This is a genomic window from Thermosipho affectus (assembly GCF_001990485.1).
Classification (GTDB): Bacteria; Thermotogota; Thermotogae; order Thermotogales; family Fervidobacteriaceae; genus Thermosipho; species Thermosipho affectus.
In genome coordinates this window covers 14,566-34,162 of the sequence record NZ_LBFC01000001.1, presented here as the reverse complement: position 1 = coordinate 34,162, position 19,597 = coordinate 14,566, and the positions used below count along the sequence as shown (strand labels likewise).

At 30.9% G+C, this 19,597-nt stretch carries 16 protein-coding genes; all 16 read left to right on the top strand.

Annotated elements, in window-relative coordinates:
* The first annotated feature begins 266 nt into the window (after positions 1-266).
* The 16 genes from XJ44_RS00135 to XJ44_RS00060 all read left to right on the top strand — a co-directional run bounded on the left by XJ44_RS00135 (position 267) and on the right by XJ44_RS00060 (position 19,591).
* Positions 267-695 carry a FeoA family protein gene (locus XJ44_RS00135; protein WP_075665069.1) on the top strand — a complete coding sequence of 143 codons (429 nt, stop codon included), beginning with the start codon at positions 267-269 and terminating at the stop codon, positions 693-695.
* Between the two features lies 1 nt (position 696).
* Positions 697-2,640, top strand: coding sequence for a ferrous iron transport protein B (feoB, locus tag XJ44_RS00130; protein ID WP_075665068.1), 1,944 nt, complete (start codon positions 697-699; stop codon positions 2,638-2,640).
* A gap of 113 nt (positions 2,641-2,753) precedes the next feature.
* Complete coding sequence (gene gcvH, locus XJ44_RS00125) at positions 2,754-3,122, top strand: glycine cleavage system protein GcvH (protein ID WP_075665067.1); 369 nt, start codon at positions 2,754-2,756, stop codon at positions 3,120-3,122.
* A complete protein-coding gene (locus XJ44_RS00120) occupies positions 3,122-3,562 on the top strand; it encodes a hypothetical protein (RefSeq protein WP_077197678.1) in 441 nt (146 codons plus the stop codon). The genes gcvH and XJ44_RS00120 overlap by 1 nt, the downstream gene beginning before the upstream one ends.
* Before the next feature lie 62 nt (positions 3,563-3,624).
* Positions 3,625-5,277: an excinuclease ABC subunit UvrC gene (uvrC, locus tag XJ44_RS00115; protein WP_077197677.1), complete on the top strand. Its 1,653-nt coding sequence runs from the start codon at positions 3,625-3,627 to the stop codon at positions 5,275-5,277.
* Between the two features lie 121 nt (positions 5,278-5,398).
* Complete coding sequence (locus XJ44_RS00110) at positions 5,399-6,436, top strand: ABC transporter permease (protein ID WP_075665064.1); 1,038 nt, start codon at positions 5,399-5,401, stop codon at positions 6,434-6,436.
* A gap of 14 nt (positions 6,437-6,450) precedes the next feature.
* Entirely contained in the window at positions 6,451-7,365 is a 915-nt protein-coding gene (locus XJ44_RS00105; protein WP_075665063.1) for an ABC transporter permease, read from the top strand.
* Positions 7,366-7,378: 13 nt separating this feature from the next.
* Positions 7,379-8,395, top strand: a complete 1,017-nt coding sequence (locus tag XJ44_RS00100) for an ABC transporter ATP-binding protein (protein WP_075665062.1) — start codon at positions 7,379-7,381, stop codon at positions 8,393-8,395.
* Positions 8,392-9,531: an ABC transporter ATP-binding protein gene (locus XJ44_RS00095; protein ID WP_075665061.1), complete on the top strand. Its 1,140-nt coding sequence runs from the start codon at positions 8,392-8,394 to the stop codon at positions 9,529-9,531. Before XJ44_RS00100 ends, XJ44_RS00095 begins: the two co-directional genes overlap by 4 nt.
* A gap of 231 nt (positions 9,532-9,762) precedes the next feature.
* Positions 9,763-11,487 (top strand): adenine deaminase, encoded by a 1,725-nt coding sequence (gene ade, locus XJ44_RS00090; protein WP_077197676.1) that lies wholly within the window; start codon positions 9,763-9,765, stop codon positions 11,485-11,487.
* 3 nt (positions 11,488-11,490) lie between these two features.
* Complete coding sequence (locus XJ44_RS00085) at positions 11,491-13,749, top strand: xanthine dehydrogenase family protein molybdopterin-binding subunit (protein WP_077197675.1); 2,259 nt, start codon at positions 11,491-11,493, stop codon at positions 13,747-13,749.
* A gap of 5 nt (positions 13,750-13,754) precedes the next feature.
* Positions 13,755-15,170: a PLP-dependent cysteine synthase family protein gene (locus tag XJ44_RS00080; RefSeq protein ID WP_077197674.1), complete on the top strand. Its 1,416-nt coding sequence runs from the start codon at positions 13,755-13,757 to the stop codon at positions 15,168-15,170.
* Positions 15,171-15,180: 10 nt separating this feature from the next.
* Entirely contained in the window at positions 15,181-16,539 is a 1,359-nt protein-coding gene (locus XJ44_RS00075; RefSeq protein ID WP_077197673.1) for an 8-oxoguanine deaminase, read from the top strand.
* 173 nt (positions 16,540-16,712) lie between these two features.
* The gene (rsmH, locus tag XJ44_RS00070) at positions 16,713-17,588 is read left to right on the top strand and encodes a 16S rRNA (cytosine(1402)-N(4))-methyltransferase RsmH (protein ID WP_077197672.1); all 876 of its coding nucleotides are present in this window, start codon (positions 16,713-16,715) and stop codon (positions 17,586-17,588) included.
* Between the two features lie 12 nt (positions 17,589-17,600).
* Complete coding sequence (locus XJ44_RS00065) at positions 17,601-17,864, top strand: hypothetical protein (protein WP_075665055.1); 264 nt, start codon at positions 17,601-17,603, stop codon at positions 17,862-17,864.
* A gap of 56 nt (positions 17,865-17,920) precedes the next feature.
* Entirely contained in the window at positions 17,921-19,591 is a 1,671-nt protein-coding gene (locus XJ44_RS00060) for a penicillin-binding transpeptidase domain-containing protein (RefSeq protein ID WP_233119481.1), read from the top strand.
* Positions 19,592-19,597 lie beyond the last annotated feature (6 nt).

Below are 19,597 nucleotides of genomic sequence, written 5' to 3'. Positions count from 1 at the left end.
AAAAGAGAAAACAAATCATGGGTTCTGTGTATTTTCGTGGTTTATCTTTCTTTTTAGAATATTGCAAAATAAATTTGTAAAATTCTTTGTTGAATTTATAACTTCGTCTCATTCCTGTTTTCTTCTTTGCTTTGTCTTTTGTTTTCCGTTTTTTATTTTATCTCTTTTTACTTTTTTGATGAATAGTCTCTCAATTTAATTGACAATAAACATAACATTTGATACAATCTTATTGAGAATTATTTTCAATAATTGGAGGTGTGTTTATGACTTTGGATCAAGTACCAGAATGCACTAAAGTGAAAATTTTATCAATTATGGATTCAAATATCAGAAACAGAATTTTAGGGTTGGGGATTGTACCGGGGAGTGTAGTTGAAGTTGTACGTACTTCACCGATGGGAGATCCAAGGATGTATAGGGTTTTTAATAAGACAATTTCTTTAAGAAATAGCGAAGCAAACTTAGTTGAAGTGGAATTATTGAATGATTCTATACCATTAATATTTGCTTCTGATGGAGAATATATAGTCGAAAAATTATGTGGTGGAAGAATGTTTAGGGTAAAAGTAGAAAAATTAGGGGTAAGTGTTGGAGTAAAATTGAAAATTTCAAATGGTGAGTTATATATTCATGAAAAAAAAGTTGTTATTGGGAGTGGAATGAAAAGAAAAATAATTTTGAGGAGGGGCTAAGATGGTAATCTCCGCAGCATTGGTTGGAAATCCAAATGTTGGAAAAACTAGTATATTTAATAGGCTTGTTGGAGCAAGGCAATATGTGGCTAATTGGCCTGGGGTTACTGTAACTAAAATTGAAGGTGCAACAGAATGGAAAGGAAATACCCTTCATTTTATTGATTTACCTGGGACCTATTCTTTGACGTCAAAGACGATTGATGAAAAAGTAACAAGAGATTATTTATTTTTTACCCCACCTAACGTATCTCTTTTAATTGCAGATTCACTAAATCCTGAACAAAGTTTTTATCTTTTAATCGAATTGTTGGAAATAACAAATAGTGTTATTTTGGTAATGAATTCAATTGATGAGATAAGAAATAGAGGAGTTAAAATAGATAAATTTGAACTTGAAAAACACTTTGGGGTGCCTGTGGTTTTTACTTCTGCAAAAACTGGCGAAGGAATTGATGAATTAAAAGATAAGATAATCGAGGTGGCAAATGGCAAACACTCAAAAAAAGTGTTATTTGATTATGGAAGTAGAATTGAAAATTATATAAACAAAGTAATAAAACAGATTCCGGACAACGTATTTACGAATAAACGATATGCAGCGTTAAAATTTTTGGAAAAAGATGAATTTTTTTATGAAAAATTAAAATCCCATGTAAATATTGAATGTGATGAAGATTTTTCATCTGAAATTTCAAAAACAAGATATGAACATGTGGTGTATATCATAAAAGAGGCATATTCAGGGAATAATTTAAGTTATGTGAAAAATATTAATGACAGAATTGACCATATTTTGACTCACAAGATTTTTGGAATACCAATATTAATATTTGTTTTCTATCTTGTGTTTAAATTTACGTTTGAAGTTATGCAACCTCTATCCGATTTATTAGATGTAGCTTTTTCAAATTTATCCGAATATGTAAAATCATTTGGTAACAACGCATTTATTTCGTTAATTGCAGATGGAGTAATTGGTGGGGTTGGTGGAATTTTAGTTTTTGTTCCAAATATTTTTGGTTTATTTTTAGCTTTAGGGATTTTGGAAGAATCTGGATATTTACCTAGAGCTGCTTTTGTTTTAGATAGGCTAATGTACAAGTTAAAATTATCTGGTAGAGCATTTATGTCCTTAATATTGGGATTTGGATGTAATGTTCCTTCAATAATGACAGCAAGAGGTTTACCAGATGAAAAAGAAAGAATTGGTACCATATTATCATCCCCTTTTATAAGTTGTAGTGCAAGGCTTCCAGTGTATATAATGATAATTGGAATTTTTTTCAAAGGGTATAAATCTGAAGTTCTTTTTAGCATTTATCTTATTAGTATACTTTTAACCGCTTTTTCAGCTTACTTTATCAACAAAATCTTCTTCAAAGGAGAAAATGTACCATTAGTTATGGAATTACCAAGGTATAGAGTACCTACTTTTAGAAATATTTTCATTTATACTTGGAACAAAGGAAGCCATTTTTTGAAAAAAGCTGGGACTATAATACTAGTTACAAGTATCGCAGTATGGGGGTTAACGTATTTTCCAAATCATGGAAATATAGATACAAGTTTTGCATCTTATATTGGTAAAGGTTTAGAAATAATATTGAAACCCTTGGGATTTGATTGGAAAATAAGTACAGCTTTGTTTTTTGGTGGGGTTGCAAAAGAAGTTATTGTTTCTACAATTTCAATGTTATATGGATTTGCCCAAGGAGATATCTCAAGTGCAAAAATGTTACTTTCTCAATCTTTATCGCCTTTAAGTGCATATGCATTTCTTGTATTTGTTTTGTTGTATATTCCATGTTTTGCAACACTTGCTACGATTAAATCAGAAACTGGTAGTTGGAAATGGGTTGTTTTTTCAGTAGTTTATAGTTTTAGCTTAGCATATTTATTTTCATATATTGTTATATTTGTTGGAAAAGCCTTTATTTTTTAGCTTGATTTTATTTTTTACGTTTTTTTGTCCAAATATTACTTTTTTGAATCTTGAATAACTTATTTTATGTGTTAGAATAGTATTGGTTAAATATATAATAGGGAGGGGATTATATGAAAAGATATACAAAAACTCATGAATGGGTTGATGAAAATGGATATGTTGGAATCACTGAGCATGCTCAAGAAAAGCTTGGTGATATAGTCTACGTTGATCTTCCAGAAGTTGGAGTCGAACTAAAAAAAGGGGATATTTTACTTTCAATTGAAAGTGTTAAAGCAGCATCAGATATTTATGTACCGGTAAGTGGGAAAATTGTCGAAGTTAATGAAGAGTTGGATTCTCAACCAGAGTTAATAAATGAAGATGCTGAAGGAAAAGGATGGATTATTAAAATTGAATTTTCGAACAAAGAAGAATTTGATGAATTGATGAGTGAAGAAGAATATAAAGAATTTTTGGAAAATGAGGGTGAAAGTTAATGTTGGGAGTTACTGCTTACTCTGTTTTAATGTGTATTGTTAATATCTTGCTTGGAATATTATTAACTCTTGGAATTATTCAGCAAGGTAAATCAGTTTTTGGTATTTCTACAGTTATGGCGTGGTTATTTTTTGTAATTTCATTGTTGTTTTTTCTAACAGGTGGGTTTGTGGAATTCTTTACAAAGTTGGGTTTGTCTATATCACCTGTTGCATATTTAGTAATAGCTATTTATTCAATGTTTGAAATGAAAGATTTGGCAAGTTTGAATATTCGTTCTGCTATGAGAAAAGGAATTTTATTTTCAATAATACTAATAGCATTTTTGGTTATTGATGCGTTGTGGGTTAAGAATGCTGTTTATATTTCTTCATTTTCAATTGGATGGTCATATGTTGTAACTTTAATTTTTGGTATTAAGAACAGAAATTTAGAATAGAAAATGATTTTTCAGATAAATAGTGGGGGAATCCCCACTATTTTTGTATTGGGAGTGGTTTTATGTTAGAAAAAAGTGTTATTGAAGATATTCCTGAAAAACCTGGAGTCTATATTTTCAAAAAATCCAATGAATATGTCTACATTGGAAAATCAAAAAATTTAAAAAAAAGGTTAAGTTCGCATTTTTTATTTAAAGAAGAAAAAAGTAAATTGATTATTGAAGAATCCGACAAATTAGAAACTATAATTGTAAAAAATGAAAAGGAATCATTATTATTAGAAGCTACTTTGATTTACAAATATAAGCCCAAATATAATGTAATGTTGAAAGAAAGTGAATCATATGTATATATAAGAATTTCTGATGATGAATTTCCGTATGTTGAAATTACTAGGAATAGAAAAAAAGGTGGAAAGTATTTTGGACCATACACCAACATAGGCTTTGTGAGACTTTTTTTGGAAGTTTTACAAAAAGTGTTAAATTTTAGAAATTGTAAGAAAAGCTTAGAAAAAATAAAAAAACCATGTTTAAATTATTATCTAAAAACTTGTATTGCTCCATGTTTAAAAGAAAAAGAAAACAAAAATCTTTATATTAAGATTATAGAAAAGTTGGAGAATGTGTTAAATGGTAATTATGATTATGTTAGAAATTTTGTTGAAAATAAGATGTTATATCATTCTAAAATGCTTGATTTTGAAAATGCGGCAAAATATAGAGATTTATTATTTTCATTTGACAGTCTTATGAAATCACAAGGAGTAATTTTAAATGATAATAGAAATGTAGATTATATAGCATTCAGGGATAATATGTTTACAATTTTAAAGGTAAGAAGTGGAATTTTGGTATCAAAACTATTCTATGAGTCAGCATTAACCTTTGAGGAATTTCTTTTTCAATTTTATTATGGATTAAAAAGTGACCTTCCTGAAAAAATAGTTTTTAACCAAAAGATAAAACTAGATTTTACAGTTCCTATAACTTTACCAAAAGATGAAAAGGATATATATATTTACGAAATTGCCTTAGAAAATTTAAATGAACATGTTAAAACAATTAAATTTAATAAAAGAGTGCTCTTAAAAATGAAAGAGATTCTAAATTTGAAGAAAATTCCTTTAAGAATTGAGGGTACTGATATTTCCCATAGAAATGGAAAATATACTGTGGCATCATTAGTGGTATTTGAAAACGGCTATCCAAAAAAAGAAGAGTATAGAAGATATAAACTTGGAAATATATTAGATGATTATGAGAGTATTAGAATGTTTATTAGAAAAAGATATTCAAAGCATAAATTACCAGATTTACTTTTTATTGATGGAGGAAAAGGGCAGGTTAATGCTGCAATTCAAGAACTAGAAAAGATGAGGTTAGATGTGGATGTTGTGGGTATTGCAAAGGAAGAAGAACTAATTGTGGTAAGAGATGGAGTTATAAAGCTTGAGCATACAGATGATGTGTTAAGGACATTAATTTTTATAAGGGATGAAACCCACAGAGTTGCTAATACATTTAGTGGACATTTAAAATTAAAAAGTTATAAAGTAAGTAAATTAGATGATATATCTGGCATAGGTTTAAAAAGAAAAAAGCAATTGCTCATGAAGTTTAAAACGTTGGAAAATATTAAAAATGCACCATTATATGAATTAGAAAAAATTGTTGGTAAAAAATTAGCAATGCGGATTAAGGAAGAATTGTGATTATATAAACAAAATTAAAAGTTTTGCATTAATATTAAGATTTATTCAGACTTGAAACATTTTTTACTACTGATATAATTAAAGTGAGAATAACATTAAATGCATATAGGAGGTGTTACAGTTGACGGCGTATATTATTCGGAGGCTTTTGTTGTTACCATTGATTATTTTTGGTGTAACATTGGTTATTTTTAGTTTTACCGAAATTTTAGGTCCAGAGAAAATGTTGTCAGCATATGTAAATCCTAATATGTTCGATAAGTTGTCAAATGAAGAACTGGACAAATTGATTGAACAGTATGGATTGAATGATCCAATGTGGACGAGGTATTTTAAATGGATCAGTGGTGTTTTAAAAGGAGATCTTGGTTGGTCGGTTACAGCAAAGGAACCAGTTGCAAAAGCCATTAAAGACAGAATACCTTATACTATTGAACTTGCTATTTACGCATTTATACCAGTAGTAGTTGTAGGTATTTGGTTAGGAGTTACTGCTGCTGTTAACAGAGATAAATTTATAGATCATTTTATTAGGATTTTCGCAATAATAGGGTGGTCATTACCAGATTTTGTGTTTGGATTAATTGTGTTAATGATATTTTATTCAGTATTAGGATGGTTTCCACCTGGTACTTTAAGTGGATGGGCAGAACAAGTGGTTAAATCAGGAGAATTTCATAGATTTACTAAAATATTGACAATTGATGCTCTTTTAAATGGTAGATTAGACATTTTTTGGGATGCGCTTAGACATTTAATAGGTCCCATTTTGACAATTTCATGGTTGTGGTGGGCATATCTTTTAAGAATAACAAGGTCAAGCATGTTGGAAGTATTGGGGAAAGAGTATGTTAGGACTGCAAGAGCCAAAGGTGTTCCAGAAAAGGATGTTATTCATAAACATGCCAAGAAAAATGCAATGATTCCTGTGGTAACAGTTGCAGGTGCTATGGTTATTGGTTTGTTAGCCGGTACAGTTATTGTTGAGGTTATATTCAATAGAATTGGTATGGGGAGATTTACTGCACAGGCTGCAACACAGCTTGATTATGCAGCAATATTGGGGAGTACACTCTTTTATTCTACGTTGCTTGTTATTGGTAATCTTATAATTGATATACTATATGCTATTCTTGATCCAAGGATTAGACTCGGTTAAGGAGGTGTTTTTGAGTGAATACAGAATTTAAAAGAACTTTAAGAAAATTATTTAGAAATCCATCTGCAGTATTAGGCTTCTCATTATTACTTTTTTTTACATTTGTGGCAATCTTTGCACCATTTCTTGCACCACCTGTGAATCCAATGTTTCCAGATGAAAATGGAAATCCTTCTAAATTAGAGGACCCATATATTATGCCAATTCTTTCATGGAGCTCTGATCCAGTACAACCAAGTAAGGATCATCCATTTGGAATGATTGCGGGAAGAGATATTTATTACGGTGTTGTTTGGGGAACTAGAACAGCATTTAAAATTGGTTTAACCGTGGTTATTTTGTCTACAATAATAGGTTTAATAATAGGTTCAATTGCAGGGTATTTTGGTGGATGGATTGATGAAGTTTTAATGAGAATTACTGATGTTTTTCTTTCAATTCCGTTTCTACTTGCTGCCATGGTATTAACCACTATTTTGGGGAGTGGACTTGATAAGGTGATGATAGCTATGACTGTTTTTGGTTGGATGGCTGTTGCAAGGCTTATTAGAGCTAACATTTTACAGGTTAAAGAGGAACAATTTGTACTTGCTGCTAAAGCACTTGGTATAAAAGATTATGTTATTATTTTAAGACATGTACTACCGAATACAATTTTTCCTGTGTTAGTTCAGGCAACAATGAGACTTGGGTCACTTGTTATTACTGCTGCTGCCTTGTCATTTCTAGGATTAGGTGCACCTATTGGTTATGCTGATTGGGGTTCGATGTTAAATTATACAAGAAATTATATTTTAGGTTCTAGTGGACAGGCTTTTGCGTATTGGTATACTATTTTTTATCCAGGTATGGCAATGGTATTGTTTGTGCTTGCGTGGAATTTGGTGGGTGATGCCCTTAGAGATGTATTTGATCCGAAATTGAAATAAAGGAGTGGTAAAGTTGGAAAAGAAACCATTATTGCAAGTAAAAAATCTTAAAACATATTTTCATACAGAAGATGGGATTGTAAAGGCTGTTGATGGTGTGGATTTTGAAGTGTATCCTGGTGAAACGCTTGGAATTGTTGGTGAATCGGGTAGTGGAAAAAGTGTTACATCTCTTTCAATATTAAGATTACTTGATCCAAACGGAGAGATTTTAGAAGGTAGTGAAATTATTTTTGAAGGTAAAAATCTTTTGGAACTTTCTGATGATGAAATGAGAAAAATAAGAGGAAATGATATTGCAATGATTTTTCAGGAACCAATGGTGGCTTTAAATCCGGTTTTCACAATTGGCGAACAAATTATGGAAGCAATTTTACTTCATCAAGATGTTAATAAAAAAGAAGCAAGAGAAATGGCAATTGACATGCTTAGGAAAGTTGGAATTCCTGAACCAGAAAAAAGGATTGATGAATATCCACATGAACTTTCGGGTGGTATGAGGCAACGTGCAATGATTGCAATGGCTCTGTCGTGTAGACCGAAATTGTTAATCGCAGATGAGCCTACTACTGCTTTGGATGTAACTATACAGGCTCAAATTCTAGATTTAATGAAACAACTACAAAAAGAATATGGTATGGCAATTATATTTATTACACATGATGTAGGGGTAATAGCAGAAAATGCGGATAGAGTTGTGGTTATGTATGGTGGTATGGTTATGGAAACAGCTGATGTAAAGGAAGTTTTTAAGAAAATGAGACATCCGTACACGTGGGGATTGTTAAATTCTATACCAAGATTGGATATTGATCAGGATAGATTGTACAATATTCCAGGTATTGTACCTGATCCGTTACATTTTCCACCGGGATGTAGGTTTAATACAAGATGTGAATTTTCAGATGAAAGATGTAGAAAAGAAATTCCTCCATTACAAAAGGTTGGGGAAGATCATTATTCAAGATGTTTTTATTATCATAAAATTGAAGAAGCACAGAAACTAAAAAAGGCTGGTGAAAGTGCATGAGCGAAAAAAAGGTATTACTTAGAATAGAAAATCTTGTAAAATACTTTCCAATTAGAGCAGGAGTTTTCAAAAGAGTTGTTGCATGGGTTAAAGCAGTCGATGATATAACTTTTGATGTCTATGAAGGTGAGACAGTAGGATTAGTTGGTGAGTCTGGATGTGGAAAGACTACTGCAGGTATGACGTTATTGCGATTATACGAGCCAACTTCTGGAAGAATAATTGTTGATGGTGAAGATACAACGTATTATTTTATGCCAAGATTTCGCGCAAAAAAGTATCTAAAAACAACTTATGTGGATAAATTTAAAAATATTGACTCACGAGAATTGAACGGTATAGATAAAAAGTATTATGAACTTTATAAAGAATTAGGAGAGAATGGATTTTATAATAAACTTCTTTCAAATCTTTCCGAGAAAAGGTCAGAATTTAGAAGAACTATGCAAATAGTATTTCAAGATCCGTATAGTTCTTTAAATCCAAGAATTAGAGTGAAGACAATTGTATCAGAAGGCCCTGTATTACATGGAGTAATTAAAAAGTCAGAAGTCATAGAAAAAGTTAGAAATGCACTAGAAGAAGTGGGAATTCATGGTGAGCATATGTACAGGTTTCCACACCAATTTTCGGGTGGGCAAAGGCAAAGGATTGGAATAGCAAGGGCCTTATTAATGAATCCAAAGTTAATAGTAGCCGACGAAGCAGTAGCCGCTTTAGATGTTTCAATTAGGTCACAGGTAATTAATTTAATGATAGATTTGCAGAAAAAACATAACCTTACATATATTTTTATTTCACATGACCTTTCTGTTGTGAAGTATATTTCTGATAGAGTAGTTGTTATGTATCTTGGTAAAATAGTTGAGAACGCTTCTAAAAAAGAATTATTTGACAGTCCAATGCACCCTTACACAAAAGCCCTTATGAGTGCAATACCTGTGCCTGATCCTGAATATAAAAAGAATAGAATTATACTGAAAGGAGATGTTCCAAGTCCAGTAAACCCACCAAAGGGGTGCAGATTTCATCCAAGATGTCCCGTTGCAAAAGATATATGTTCCAAAGAAGAACCTGAATTAAGAGAGATTAGTCCTGGTCATTTTGTGGCATGTCATTTCCCGGGTTCATTATAATAAAGATTTATCTATAACGAAAGCTGGCCATTTTGGCCAGCTTTTTTTGTTATGTGAGTATACATTTGTTAGATATGATATGTTTGTTCAACAATATTTCATATCATCCAAAAAAAAGAAAAAAAAACAATTAAATAAAGTTTAAAACGATTATGATAAAAAAAACTTTAAATATCATAATTTTCTTTTTATTTAACTTTTCGTATATAATGCAAAAAAAGGGGGGATAAAATGAAAATTTGTGAAATGGTTCCAGTAGCACTTGGAAAAAAAGTTCCTGACTTATTAATAAAAAACGTAAATTTAGTTAATGTGTATACTGGAAAAATTGAAAATACAAATATTGCATTATACAAAAAGAGAATAGCAGGTATTGGATTTGAATATACAGATGCAAAAAAAATATTTGATGCAAATGGATTATATGCAATTCCAGGCTTGATTGATGCTCATGTACATATTGAAAGTTCTATGCTTTCACCAATTGAATTTGCAAAAATGGTTTTACTAAATGGGACAACAACTGTAATTGCTGATCCACATGAAATTGCAAATGTTTTAGGAGTTGAGGGGATTAATTATATGATTAAGGCTACTGAAGGAATTCCATTAAATGTATATTTTGCAATTCCTTCAGCTGTCCCTGCAACTTCTTTGGAAACTTCAGGAGCAATACTTGGGCCAGAAGATATGGTTAGTTTAATTGAAAAGTATCCATTTCGAATTATTGCATTAGGTGAAGTTATGAACTATCCAGGGGTAATTAATTGTAATAGAGAATTAATTACTAAAATTGAAATTTTGCGTCATAAATACAAAAGAATTGATGGTCATGCTCCTGGATTATCTGGAAAAAATCTTAACGCTTATATTGATGCATTTGTTAGATCCGATCACGAATGCGAAACTGTCAATGAAGCGTTAGAAAAACTCTCAAAAGGAATGCATATTTTTATTAGAGAAGGTACCGCAGCAAGAAATTTAAAATCTCTTTTACCCGCCGTTGATTTGATGAACCACTTCTTTTTTTCATTTTGTACAGATGATAGGGATCCAGAGGATATTAATAAAAGAGGACATATTAATCAGATTGTCAAAGAATCGATTGATAACGGTATTCCACCAGTTATAGCAATAAGAATGGCGACAATTAATACCGCAAAATATTTTAATCTAAGAAGTATGGGTGCTATTTCACCTGGGTACAAAGCTGATATTGTTTTGATTGATGATTTAGAAAGTTTTAACATTAAATTTGTAATAAAAGATTCAAGATTTGTGGTGGAGAACAATAAACTAAATTTAACAATTGAAAGTATTTTTAAGGATGTACCAGAAACTTTAGGAGTTATAAACATAAGAAAAGACTATAACTTAAAAATCAAAAATCAAAATAAAAAGATTAGGGTAATTTCTATTAAAGACTATTCTCTTTTTACTGAGGAAATAATTATTTCGCCTAAGGTATCTAAAAATGAGATAATTTCAGATGTTGAAAATGATATTGTAAAAATGGTTGTCTTTGATAGGCACAAAGCCTCGGGATATACAATAGGTTTTGTTAAAGGTACGGGAATAAAGAAAGGAGCTATTGCAACTACAATTGGTCATGATTCACATAATTTAGCAGTTGTTGGCGAAAATGATAATGATATGAATAAAGCAATAAGACGAATTCAAGAAATTAATGGGGGAATAGTTGTTGTAAAAGGCGGTAAAGTAATTTCCGAATTATCATTACCTATCGCCGGTCTTATGTCGGATAGAGATTATACATATGTAATTAACAATTTAAAACAAATAAAAACTGCAATCGAATCTCTGGGGCCAAGAAAAGATGTTTTAATGAATATTCATTTCTTACAATTAGCTGTAATTCCAAAATTAAAGATAACTGACAAAGGATTAATTGATGTTGAAAAGCAAAAAATTGTGGATTTATTTGTGGAGGTGTAATATATGAATATAATTGGAAAAAAAGTAATAAGAATTGATGCAAAAGAAAAAGCTTACGGTATTTCTAAATATGCTTCTGATTATTACTTTCCGAACATGCTCTATACAGAGGTTGTTTATGCAGATGTTCCACATGGAATACTTGAACATATAGATATAAGTGAAGCAGAAAAATTACCTGGTGTTGTTAAGATTGCCACTTATAAAGATGTACCTGGCACAAATAAATTTGGTCATGTAATTGATGATATGTTTTTTTTAGTTCCTGAAGGTGAAAAAGTAAGATTTGAAGGAGATGTTCTTGCTATAATTGCGGCAGAAACTCCAGAAATTGCAAAAAAAGCAAAAGAATTGGTAAAGTTTAAAATAAAAGAGCTACCAGGCGTTTTTACTATAGACGATGCAATAAAAAATGAAGTTTTGGTGCATGAGAATAATGTGGCATTTACAAGAAAAATTAGAAGAGGGAATGTTGAAAATGCGTTTAAAAATGCAGATTTAATAATCAAAGAAACCTTTGAAACTGGATATCAAGAACATGCTTATCTTGAAACACAAGGTGTTGTTGCAAATTATTCTGATAAATTAGAACTCTATGTATCTGCACAATGCCCATTTTATGTACAAAAAGATGTATCAAAAATATTAGGAATAGATTTAAAAGATATTAATGTTATCCAAACTGAAACGGGTGGAGGATTTGGCGGAAAAGAAGATGTGCCATCTTATATTGCCTCAAAGGCTGCTTTGTTATCTTTTTTAACTAAAAGGCCTGTTAAGTTAATTTACACACGTGAGATGGATATTAAAGAAACTAGTAAAAGGCATCCTAGCAAATCATTTTATGAGGTGTCATTTAATAAAGAAGGAAAAATTCTTGGTGTTAAAGCAAAAATTTATCTTGATATGGGGGCATATTCCACATTATCTCCAATAGTTATGTACAGAACAATGGTTCATGCATGTGGGGCATACAGTGTTGATAACGTAAAAGTCGATGTCTATGGAGTTTACACAAATAAAGTTCCATGCGGTGCTTTCCGAGGATTTGGTTCTCCACAAGTTTTGATGGCAATGGAATCAATGATGGACATAGCTGCTAAAAAACTTAATATTGATCCATTCGATATCAGAATGAAAAATGCACTTGAAAAGAATAAACAAACTGCCACAGGACATTTACTTACTGAATCTGTGGGGGCCAAGGAAACTTTAAAAAAGGTATATGAAGCTTCAAACTACGAACAATTAAAGGAAAGTGTTAAAAAATTTAACGAAAGCAATTTGTTAAAAAAACAAGGTCTAGGCTGGGCTCACATATTCTATGGGGTGAGCTTAGGAGCTGGTGGACAATTTTTAGATGGAGCTACAGCAATGGTTAATGTTCAATCTGATGGAACAGTTGCCATTATGATAGGCAATACTGAAATGGGACAAGGTGCCAAAACAACAATTTCAATAATTGTTTCAGAAATTTTAGGTCAAGATTTATCAAAAATTAGGGTATTACAGCCTCAAACATTATTTATCCAGGATAGTGGGCCAACAGTTGCATCAAGAACTACTTTTTTCAGTGGTAATGCTGTAAAAATTGCTACCGAAAAAATTAAGAACAACATGTTAAACTTCTTGGGAGAATACTTCAACGTAAAAAAAGATGAAATAAAATTCAAAGATGGCTTTGTTTACGTGAATGATAAAAAATTTTCTTTTAATGAGATTGCTATGCTCTGTAATAATAATAACGTAAAGTTATCTGAAACGGGATGGTACAAAACTCCAAAACTTGATTTTAATCACGAAGATGGTGTTGGTGAAGCATATGTTACTTATTCGTATGCTACGCAATTATCATTAGTAGAAGTCGATATTTTAACTGGCAAAATAGAATTAAAAAAGGTTTGGGTATGCCATGATATAGGAAAAGTTATAAATTTGGATGGAGCAATTGGACAGGTACATGGTGGAGTTATTCAAGGAATGGGGTATGTTCTTTTTGAAGATTTAAAGTACAAAGATGGAAAAATCACAACTAAAAATTTCAACAACTATTTAATTCCCACAATTAAAGATATTCCTATTGAATTTTATGTTGACTTTGTAGAGGATAGTTTTTCAGAAGGTCCATTTGGTGCCAAAGGATTGGGTGAACCATCACTAATGAGTGCCCCACCTTCTATTTTAAACGCTATATCAGCTGCTATAGGGAAGCAGTTAAATAAAATTCCTGTATCTATTGAAGAAATTATAAAAAAGGAGTGATAGTTATGAAAAAAGTTCCTGTGATTGGGCCTACATTTTCTGAAATGCTTAACCCAGAAAAAGTTGATTCAAAGATTAGAAAAAGAGCACTTGAAACGAAAAAGAAAGATCCATTGCATCCTATTAATTTATTTAATATCACATGGAAGAACGAAAATAACGAGTACTACTATTTTATTCTTCCAAGTGAATTAACAGGTGTAAAACCAAATATTATAGTGCTTTATGCAAAGGAATTTCCATCTGGAAGTCATAAAGTTGGTGCAACATATTCAATTTTAGCAGAGAAAACTGTAAGTGGAGAAGTAGATCCATTTAAACATACTTTAGTATGGCCTTCTACTGGAAATTACGGTATAGGCGGTGCTTGGGTATCATCACGAATGAATTATAAATCAATTGTATTATTGCCAGAACTTATGAGTAAGGAAAGATTTGAAATTATCAGAGCATATGGTGCTGAGGTTATTGCAACTCCTGGATGTGAATCAAATGTCAAAGAAATTTATGATAAAGCAAAGGAGTTATATAACAAAAATCCTGAAAAAATAAGGATTTTAAATCAATTTGAGGAATTTGGAAACTATAGATTTCACTACTATGTAACAGGAAATTCAATGATTGATCTTGTAAAAAAGAGAAATATAGGTAATGGAAAAATTTCTGCTGTTGTTCTTGGCGTCGGTTCTGCAGGAACAATTGCTTCTGGAGATAGAGTAAAACAAGAATTTCCAAATGCAAAAGTTGTAACAGTAGAACCTTTACAATGTCCTACGATCTCACTTAATGGATACGGAGGACATGACATTCAAGGTATTGGCGATAAGCACGTAACTTGGATACATAACGTTTTAAATAATGATGCCGTAGTACTAGTTGATGACATAGACTCGAAAAAAATGCTACATGTTTTTAGTGATCCAGTTGGAAAAGAATTTTTGAAAAGTTTTGTAAATAAAGATTTAATTGAATTTATTTCGGATAAATTTGGAATTTCTGGTGTTGCAAATCTGATTGGAGCAATAAAAGTTGCAAAACACTATAAATTCGGTGCTGATGATAATATCTTTATAGTTGCTACCGATTCAATTGAAAGATATAGGTCCGTTATGAAAGATTTAGAAGAAAAATTTGGAAAGTTAACTTTAAATGAAGCAAAAAATAGATACGAAAGAATAATTTCATATCAGGAACCTTCTTGGATTTTTGAGGGCACTATGTATAACAAAGAAAGATGGCATAATTTAAAATATTATACTTGGGTAGAACAACAGGGGAAAACTGTTGAAGAATTAAACGCACAAAGAGATTATAACTATTGGAAAAAGGAACAAGAAAAAGTTGAAGAAATCGATGAATTAATTGTTGAGTATAGAGAAAAACACAAAAATGAGTTAGAAAAGATTTATTTTGAAGATTGAGGTGAATTACATGAAAAAATTGTTTAAGAACATTTCCTATATATACACATTTGATGAAAAAATAGGAAACTTAAAGAATGGATACATTTTGGTAGAAAATAACAGGATCATAGATATTGGTAAAAATCACGAGGGAATTGAAGCTGACGAAGTCTATGATTTAAATGGATATATGGTTATTCCAGGATTTATAAATACACATCATCACATGTTTCAAACCTTAACAAGGGGACTTGCTGAAAATAGTAAACTGTTTGATTGGCTTGTTTATTTATATGAGATTTGGAAGTTTATAGACGAAGAAGCAATATATATAAGTACAATAATCGCAACTTATGAAATGATTAAAACGGGTGTTACAACGACTACCGATCATCTTTATTTGTATCCATTCGGGAACAATAAATTGTTTGATGCTGAAATTGAAGCTGCCAAAAATATTGGAATTAGATTTTATCCAACTAGAGGTAGTATGTCTTTGAGCAAAAAAGATGGAGGGTTACCACCTGATACTGTGGTACAAAAAGATGACGAAATATTAATCGAATCTGAAAGAGTTATCAAACAATACCACGACGCATCAAAGTACTCAATGTTAAGAATAGCCTTGGCTCCATGTTCACCATTTTCAGTTACTAAAACTCTTATGATTGAAACTTTAAAGTTATCAGAAAAATATAACGTGCTTCTCCACACACATCTTGCCGAAACTTACGATGAAGAAATGTATTGTATTGAAAAATTTGGTAAGCGACCAGTAGATTATATGGAAGAATTAGGATGGTTAAACGATAAAGTGTGGTTTGCACATTTAGTTTATTTAAACGAAAAAGATATAGAAAAATTGTCCAGTAATAATGTGGGAATGGCCCATTGTCCATCATCAAATATGCGGTTGGGGTCTGGAATATCCCCAGTTACAGAAATGAAGAAAAAATTAAAAATAGGTATAGCAGTTGACGGAAGTGCTAGCAATGACACAAATAACATGTTGCTAGAATTGAGAAATGCACTTTTATTACAAAGAGTAAAGTATGGTGCTAAAGCTGTAACGATCGAAGAAATTTTGAAGATGGGTACTTTGGGTGGTGCAAAAGTTTTACACGTAGATGATTATCTTGGTACATTAGCAAAAGACAAAGCAGCAGATTTTATTGGTTTTAAACTTGATAAAGTTGAATTTGCGGGAGCACTTCACAATCCTATTAATGCAATATTACTCTGCGATGCAAAACAAGTCGATTTATCCGTTATTAATGGGGAGATTAAGATATTTAATAGCGAGTTTGTAAATTTTGAAATAAGTAAATATATTGAAAAACATAACATTATTTCTAAAAAGATCCTTGAAAAATCATTAAAAGGTTAAATGAAATATTATCGTAATAATTATGTATACTATTGTTTTTATATTTTAAAATTATCCAAATTACCATGACTAAGTGCTTAAATGCACTTAGTCTTTTTTTCTTTTAATTTTGAATTTAAAAATACATATGTTATTCTTTACAATGTGTAAGTATAGCGGAGCGGAGAGATAGTATGAGAAAATACAATGATAAGCATATTCCGGTTTTGCCACAAGAAGTTATAAGTTACCTTATATGGAACGATAATGGAATATACGTGGATTGTACAGTTGGAGAAGGTGGACATACTGCTTTAATTGCCAATAAGTGTCCAAACTCTCGTATTATTGGTTTTGATGTTGATTTCGAAGTTTTGGAACTTGCAAGGCAAAGACTTGAAGGGTTTGGTAATGTCACCCTCATAAAAGCCTCCTATGTTGACCTTCCATTGATATTGAAAACTATGGAAATTGAAAGAGTTTCAGGTATTCTTGCAGATTTAGGTATCTCAACATATCAGTTAAAGGCTGAAGATAGGGGATTCACTTTTAATAGAGATGAACCTTTAGATATGCGAATGGATTTGGAACAAACCACAAGTGCCCACGATATTGTTAATTCATACTCAGAGAAAAAACTTGCAGATATTATTTTTAGATATGGCGAAGAAAGATTCTCGAGGCGTATTGCAAAATCAATTGTAAATAACAGACCGATAAACACAACTAGAGAATTAGTTGAAGTAATCCAAAAGGCTTTACCACCAGCTGAACTTAGAAAAAGAAGGAGACATTTTGCAACAAAAACTTTTCAAGCAATAAGAATAGAAGTAAATAAAGAATTAAAAAATATAGAACAATTGTTAAAGAATGCTGAAGAGCTTTTAGAGATAGGAGGGAGATTGGCTATAATATCATTTCATTCACTGGAGGATAGAATAGTTAAGCACTTTATTAAAAACTCGAAATTTCTTAAGCAAATAGCAGGACCAATCAAGCCTAGTGAAGATGAAATAAAAAGTAATCCTAGAGCAAGGAGTGCAAAATTGAGAGTAGCGGAGCGTATTTAAGGGGGGAACATTATGGCTGTTAGTGTACAAGCGAAGCGAAGTAAAGAAGTTAGTATTAGATTATCTAAATTTTTTAAATTTGTTTTTTTTGTTACAATTCCTGTTATTTTGGTAATTCTATCTTTTGCCATTTCTCTCCATTATTCAAGATTGAATTTGGAAATTCAAATTCAGAAAGAGGCGTTTAAAAGGGAAACTTTAGAATTAAATAGGAAAATAATCAACATAAACAAAAACATAGAAGCATTAATGGTTGGATCTGAAACCTTGAAATGAAAAACTCTAGAGTAATTTTTATATACATAGTTCTAACTGTAATAATTTTCATAGAGATGCTCAGCTTATTTAAAATTAACAATACTAATAGTGAAGAAGTTTTAGAATTAAGTATTCCTTCATTAAGAGGGAAGATTTTTGATTGCAATGAAAACCTCCTTTCAACGAGCATTCCATATTATGTAGCATACTTTGACACCCGTTTTTTTAAAAGATTTTATAATCCTTCATTGGATTTTGATTTAAAACTTTTAGAAAGTCGATTTGGTGTAAAAATAGATTTTAACAAAGAATTTAATAAAATTGGTGAAGCATATGACATCGATGATATTAAAAGAAAAATTCCAAGCAACTTGAGAAAGTTTGTTAATATATCAATCAGTTCTAAGAGAATTTCGCTTTTAAACTATGGTATGGACATGATAATTGGAAAGGTAAATTCTTCTAATGGAATTAGCGGAATTGAAAAAGTATATAATTCTTATCTAAAAGGAAAGAAAAATGGAAAAATTATATTCAAATTTTCTGGTCAGTTTAATAAAAATGGAACTATAACCCAATATATACCTCCTAAAAATGGAAATAATTTAAAATTGACAATAGATTCTCTCTTACAAAAAAATATTTACAAGCTAGCAACTAAAGCTAAAAAAAAATATAATGCTGAAAGCGTAGGAATAATTTTAATGGAAACAAAAACTGGTAGAATAAAATCACTAGTAACTACAAATTCCTGGCCAGATTACACAATGGGATATATTGAACCAGGATCAGCAATTAAGCCAATATTTTATGCAGCAGCTTTAGATTTAGGAGTTATATCAAAAGATTCAACATTCCTATGCAATGGTTATATTTATCCTGAAAAAAATTTAAGTATAAAAATTACAGACATACACCCACATGGACTAATAAATTTGAAAAAAGCAATATCTGAATCGTGTAATATTGCTGCGGTAAAAACTTCTGATAAATTAGTAAGTAAATTTGGAAAAGAAACTTTATATAAAATTTTTAAAACATTTAATTTTGGAGAATTAACTAATATAGAACTTCCAGGAGAAATTAAAGGAATCCTAAAAAATCCTAAAAACTGGTCGAAAGTAGATTGGGCTTATTTACCTATTGGTTATTCTATAGGTGTAACTCCAATTCAATTAATTACGGCTTTTAACAGTATTTTGAATGATGGTATATACATATCGCCAACTATCGTACTTGATTCATATCAGAAAAGATATAGAGTAATAACTTCAAAAACTGCAAAATTAGTTAAAGAATTTCTAAGAGATGTTATAGAAAATGGTACGGGAAAATTAGCAAAAGTACCTGGAATTGATATACTAGGAAAAACTGGTACCAGTCAAATAAAGCCGGGAAATAAGGAATATATGATGACTTTTTTAGGAGGATTTTCGATTAAAGATAATTTATATACGGGAATGGTTTGGGTTAGAAATCCCAAAGGTTATGGGCTATCAAGTCAAGTTGCTGCTCCACTTTTTTCCGAACTTATAAAAGTTGTAAAAGATTATTACACCAAAAATGAGAATTATATCTTTGTAACTCCTGGCATTGTACCAAATGTAAAAGGATGGAATTTAAGGCAAATATTGGTATTAGAAAAATTCTTCAAAATAAAATTTGTTGGAAAAGGAATCTATGTTTATAAACAAATTCCTGAAGCTGGAAGCTTATCCAACGAGATAACAGTTTATCTAAAATAAATTAAT

Bases quoted from the DNA above. Each gene is read 5' to 3' on its own strand.
- uvrC (WP_077197677.1), top strand. From the start codon at position 3,625: ATGTTAGAAAAAAGTGTTATTGAAGATATTCCTGAAAAACCTGGAGTC.
- XJ44_RS00060 (WP_233119481.1), top strand. From the start codon at position 17,921: ATGCTCAGCTTATTTAAAATTAACAATACTAATAGTGAAGAAGTTTTA.
- ade (WP_077197676.1), top strand. From the start codon at position 9,763: ATGAAAATTTGTGAAATGGTTCCAGTAGCACTTGGAAAAAAAGTTCCT.
- XJ44_RS00095 (WP_075665061.1), top strand. From the start codon at position 8,392: ATGAGCGAAAAAAAGGTATTACTTAGAATAGAAAATCTTGTAAAATAC.
- XJ44_RS00080 (WP_077197674.1), top strand. From the start codon at position 13,755: ATGAAAAAAGTTCCTGTGATTGGGCCTACATTTTCTGAAATGCTTAAC.
- gcvH (WP_075665067.1), top strand. From the start codon at position 2,754: ATGAAAAGATATACAAAAACTCATGAATGGGTTGATGAAAATGGATAT.
- XJ44_RS00135 (WP_075665069.1), top strand. From the start codon at position 267: ATGACTTTGGATCAAGTACCAGAATGCACTAAAGTGAAAATTTTATCA.
- XJ44_RS00085 (WP_077197675.1), top strand. From the start codon at position 11,491: ATGAATATAATTGGAAAAAAAGTAATAAGAATTGATGCAAAAGAAAAA.
- rsmH (WP_077197672.1), top strand. From the start codon at position 16,713: ATGAGAAAATACAATGATAAGCATATTCCGGTTTTGCCACAAGAAGTT.
- feoB (WP_075665068.1), top strand. From the start codon at position 697: ATGGTAATCTCCGCAGCATTGGTTGGAAATCCAAATGTTGGAAAAACT.
- XJ44_RS00075 (WP_077197673.1), top strand. From the start codon at position 15,181: ATGAAAAAATTGTTTAAGAACATTTCCTATATATACACATTTGATGAA.
- XJ44_RS00065 (WP_075665055.1), top strand. From the start codon at position 17,601: ATGGCTGTTAGTGTACAAGCGAAGCGAAGTAAAGAAGTTAGTATTAGA.
- XJ44_RS00120 (WP_077197678.1), top strand. From the start codon at position 3,122: ATGTTGGGAGTTACTGCTTACTCTGTTTTAATGTGTATTGTTAATATC.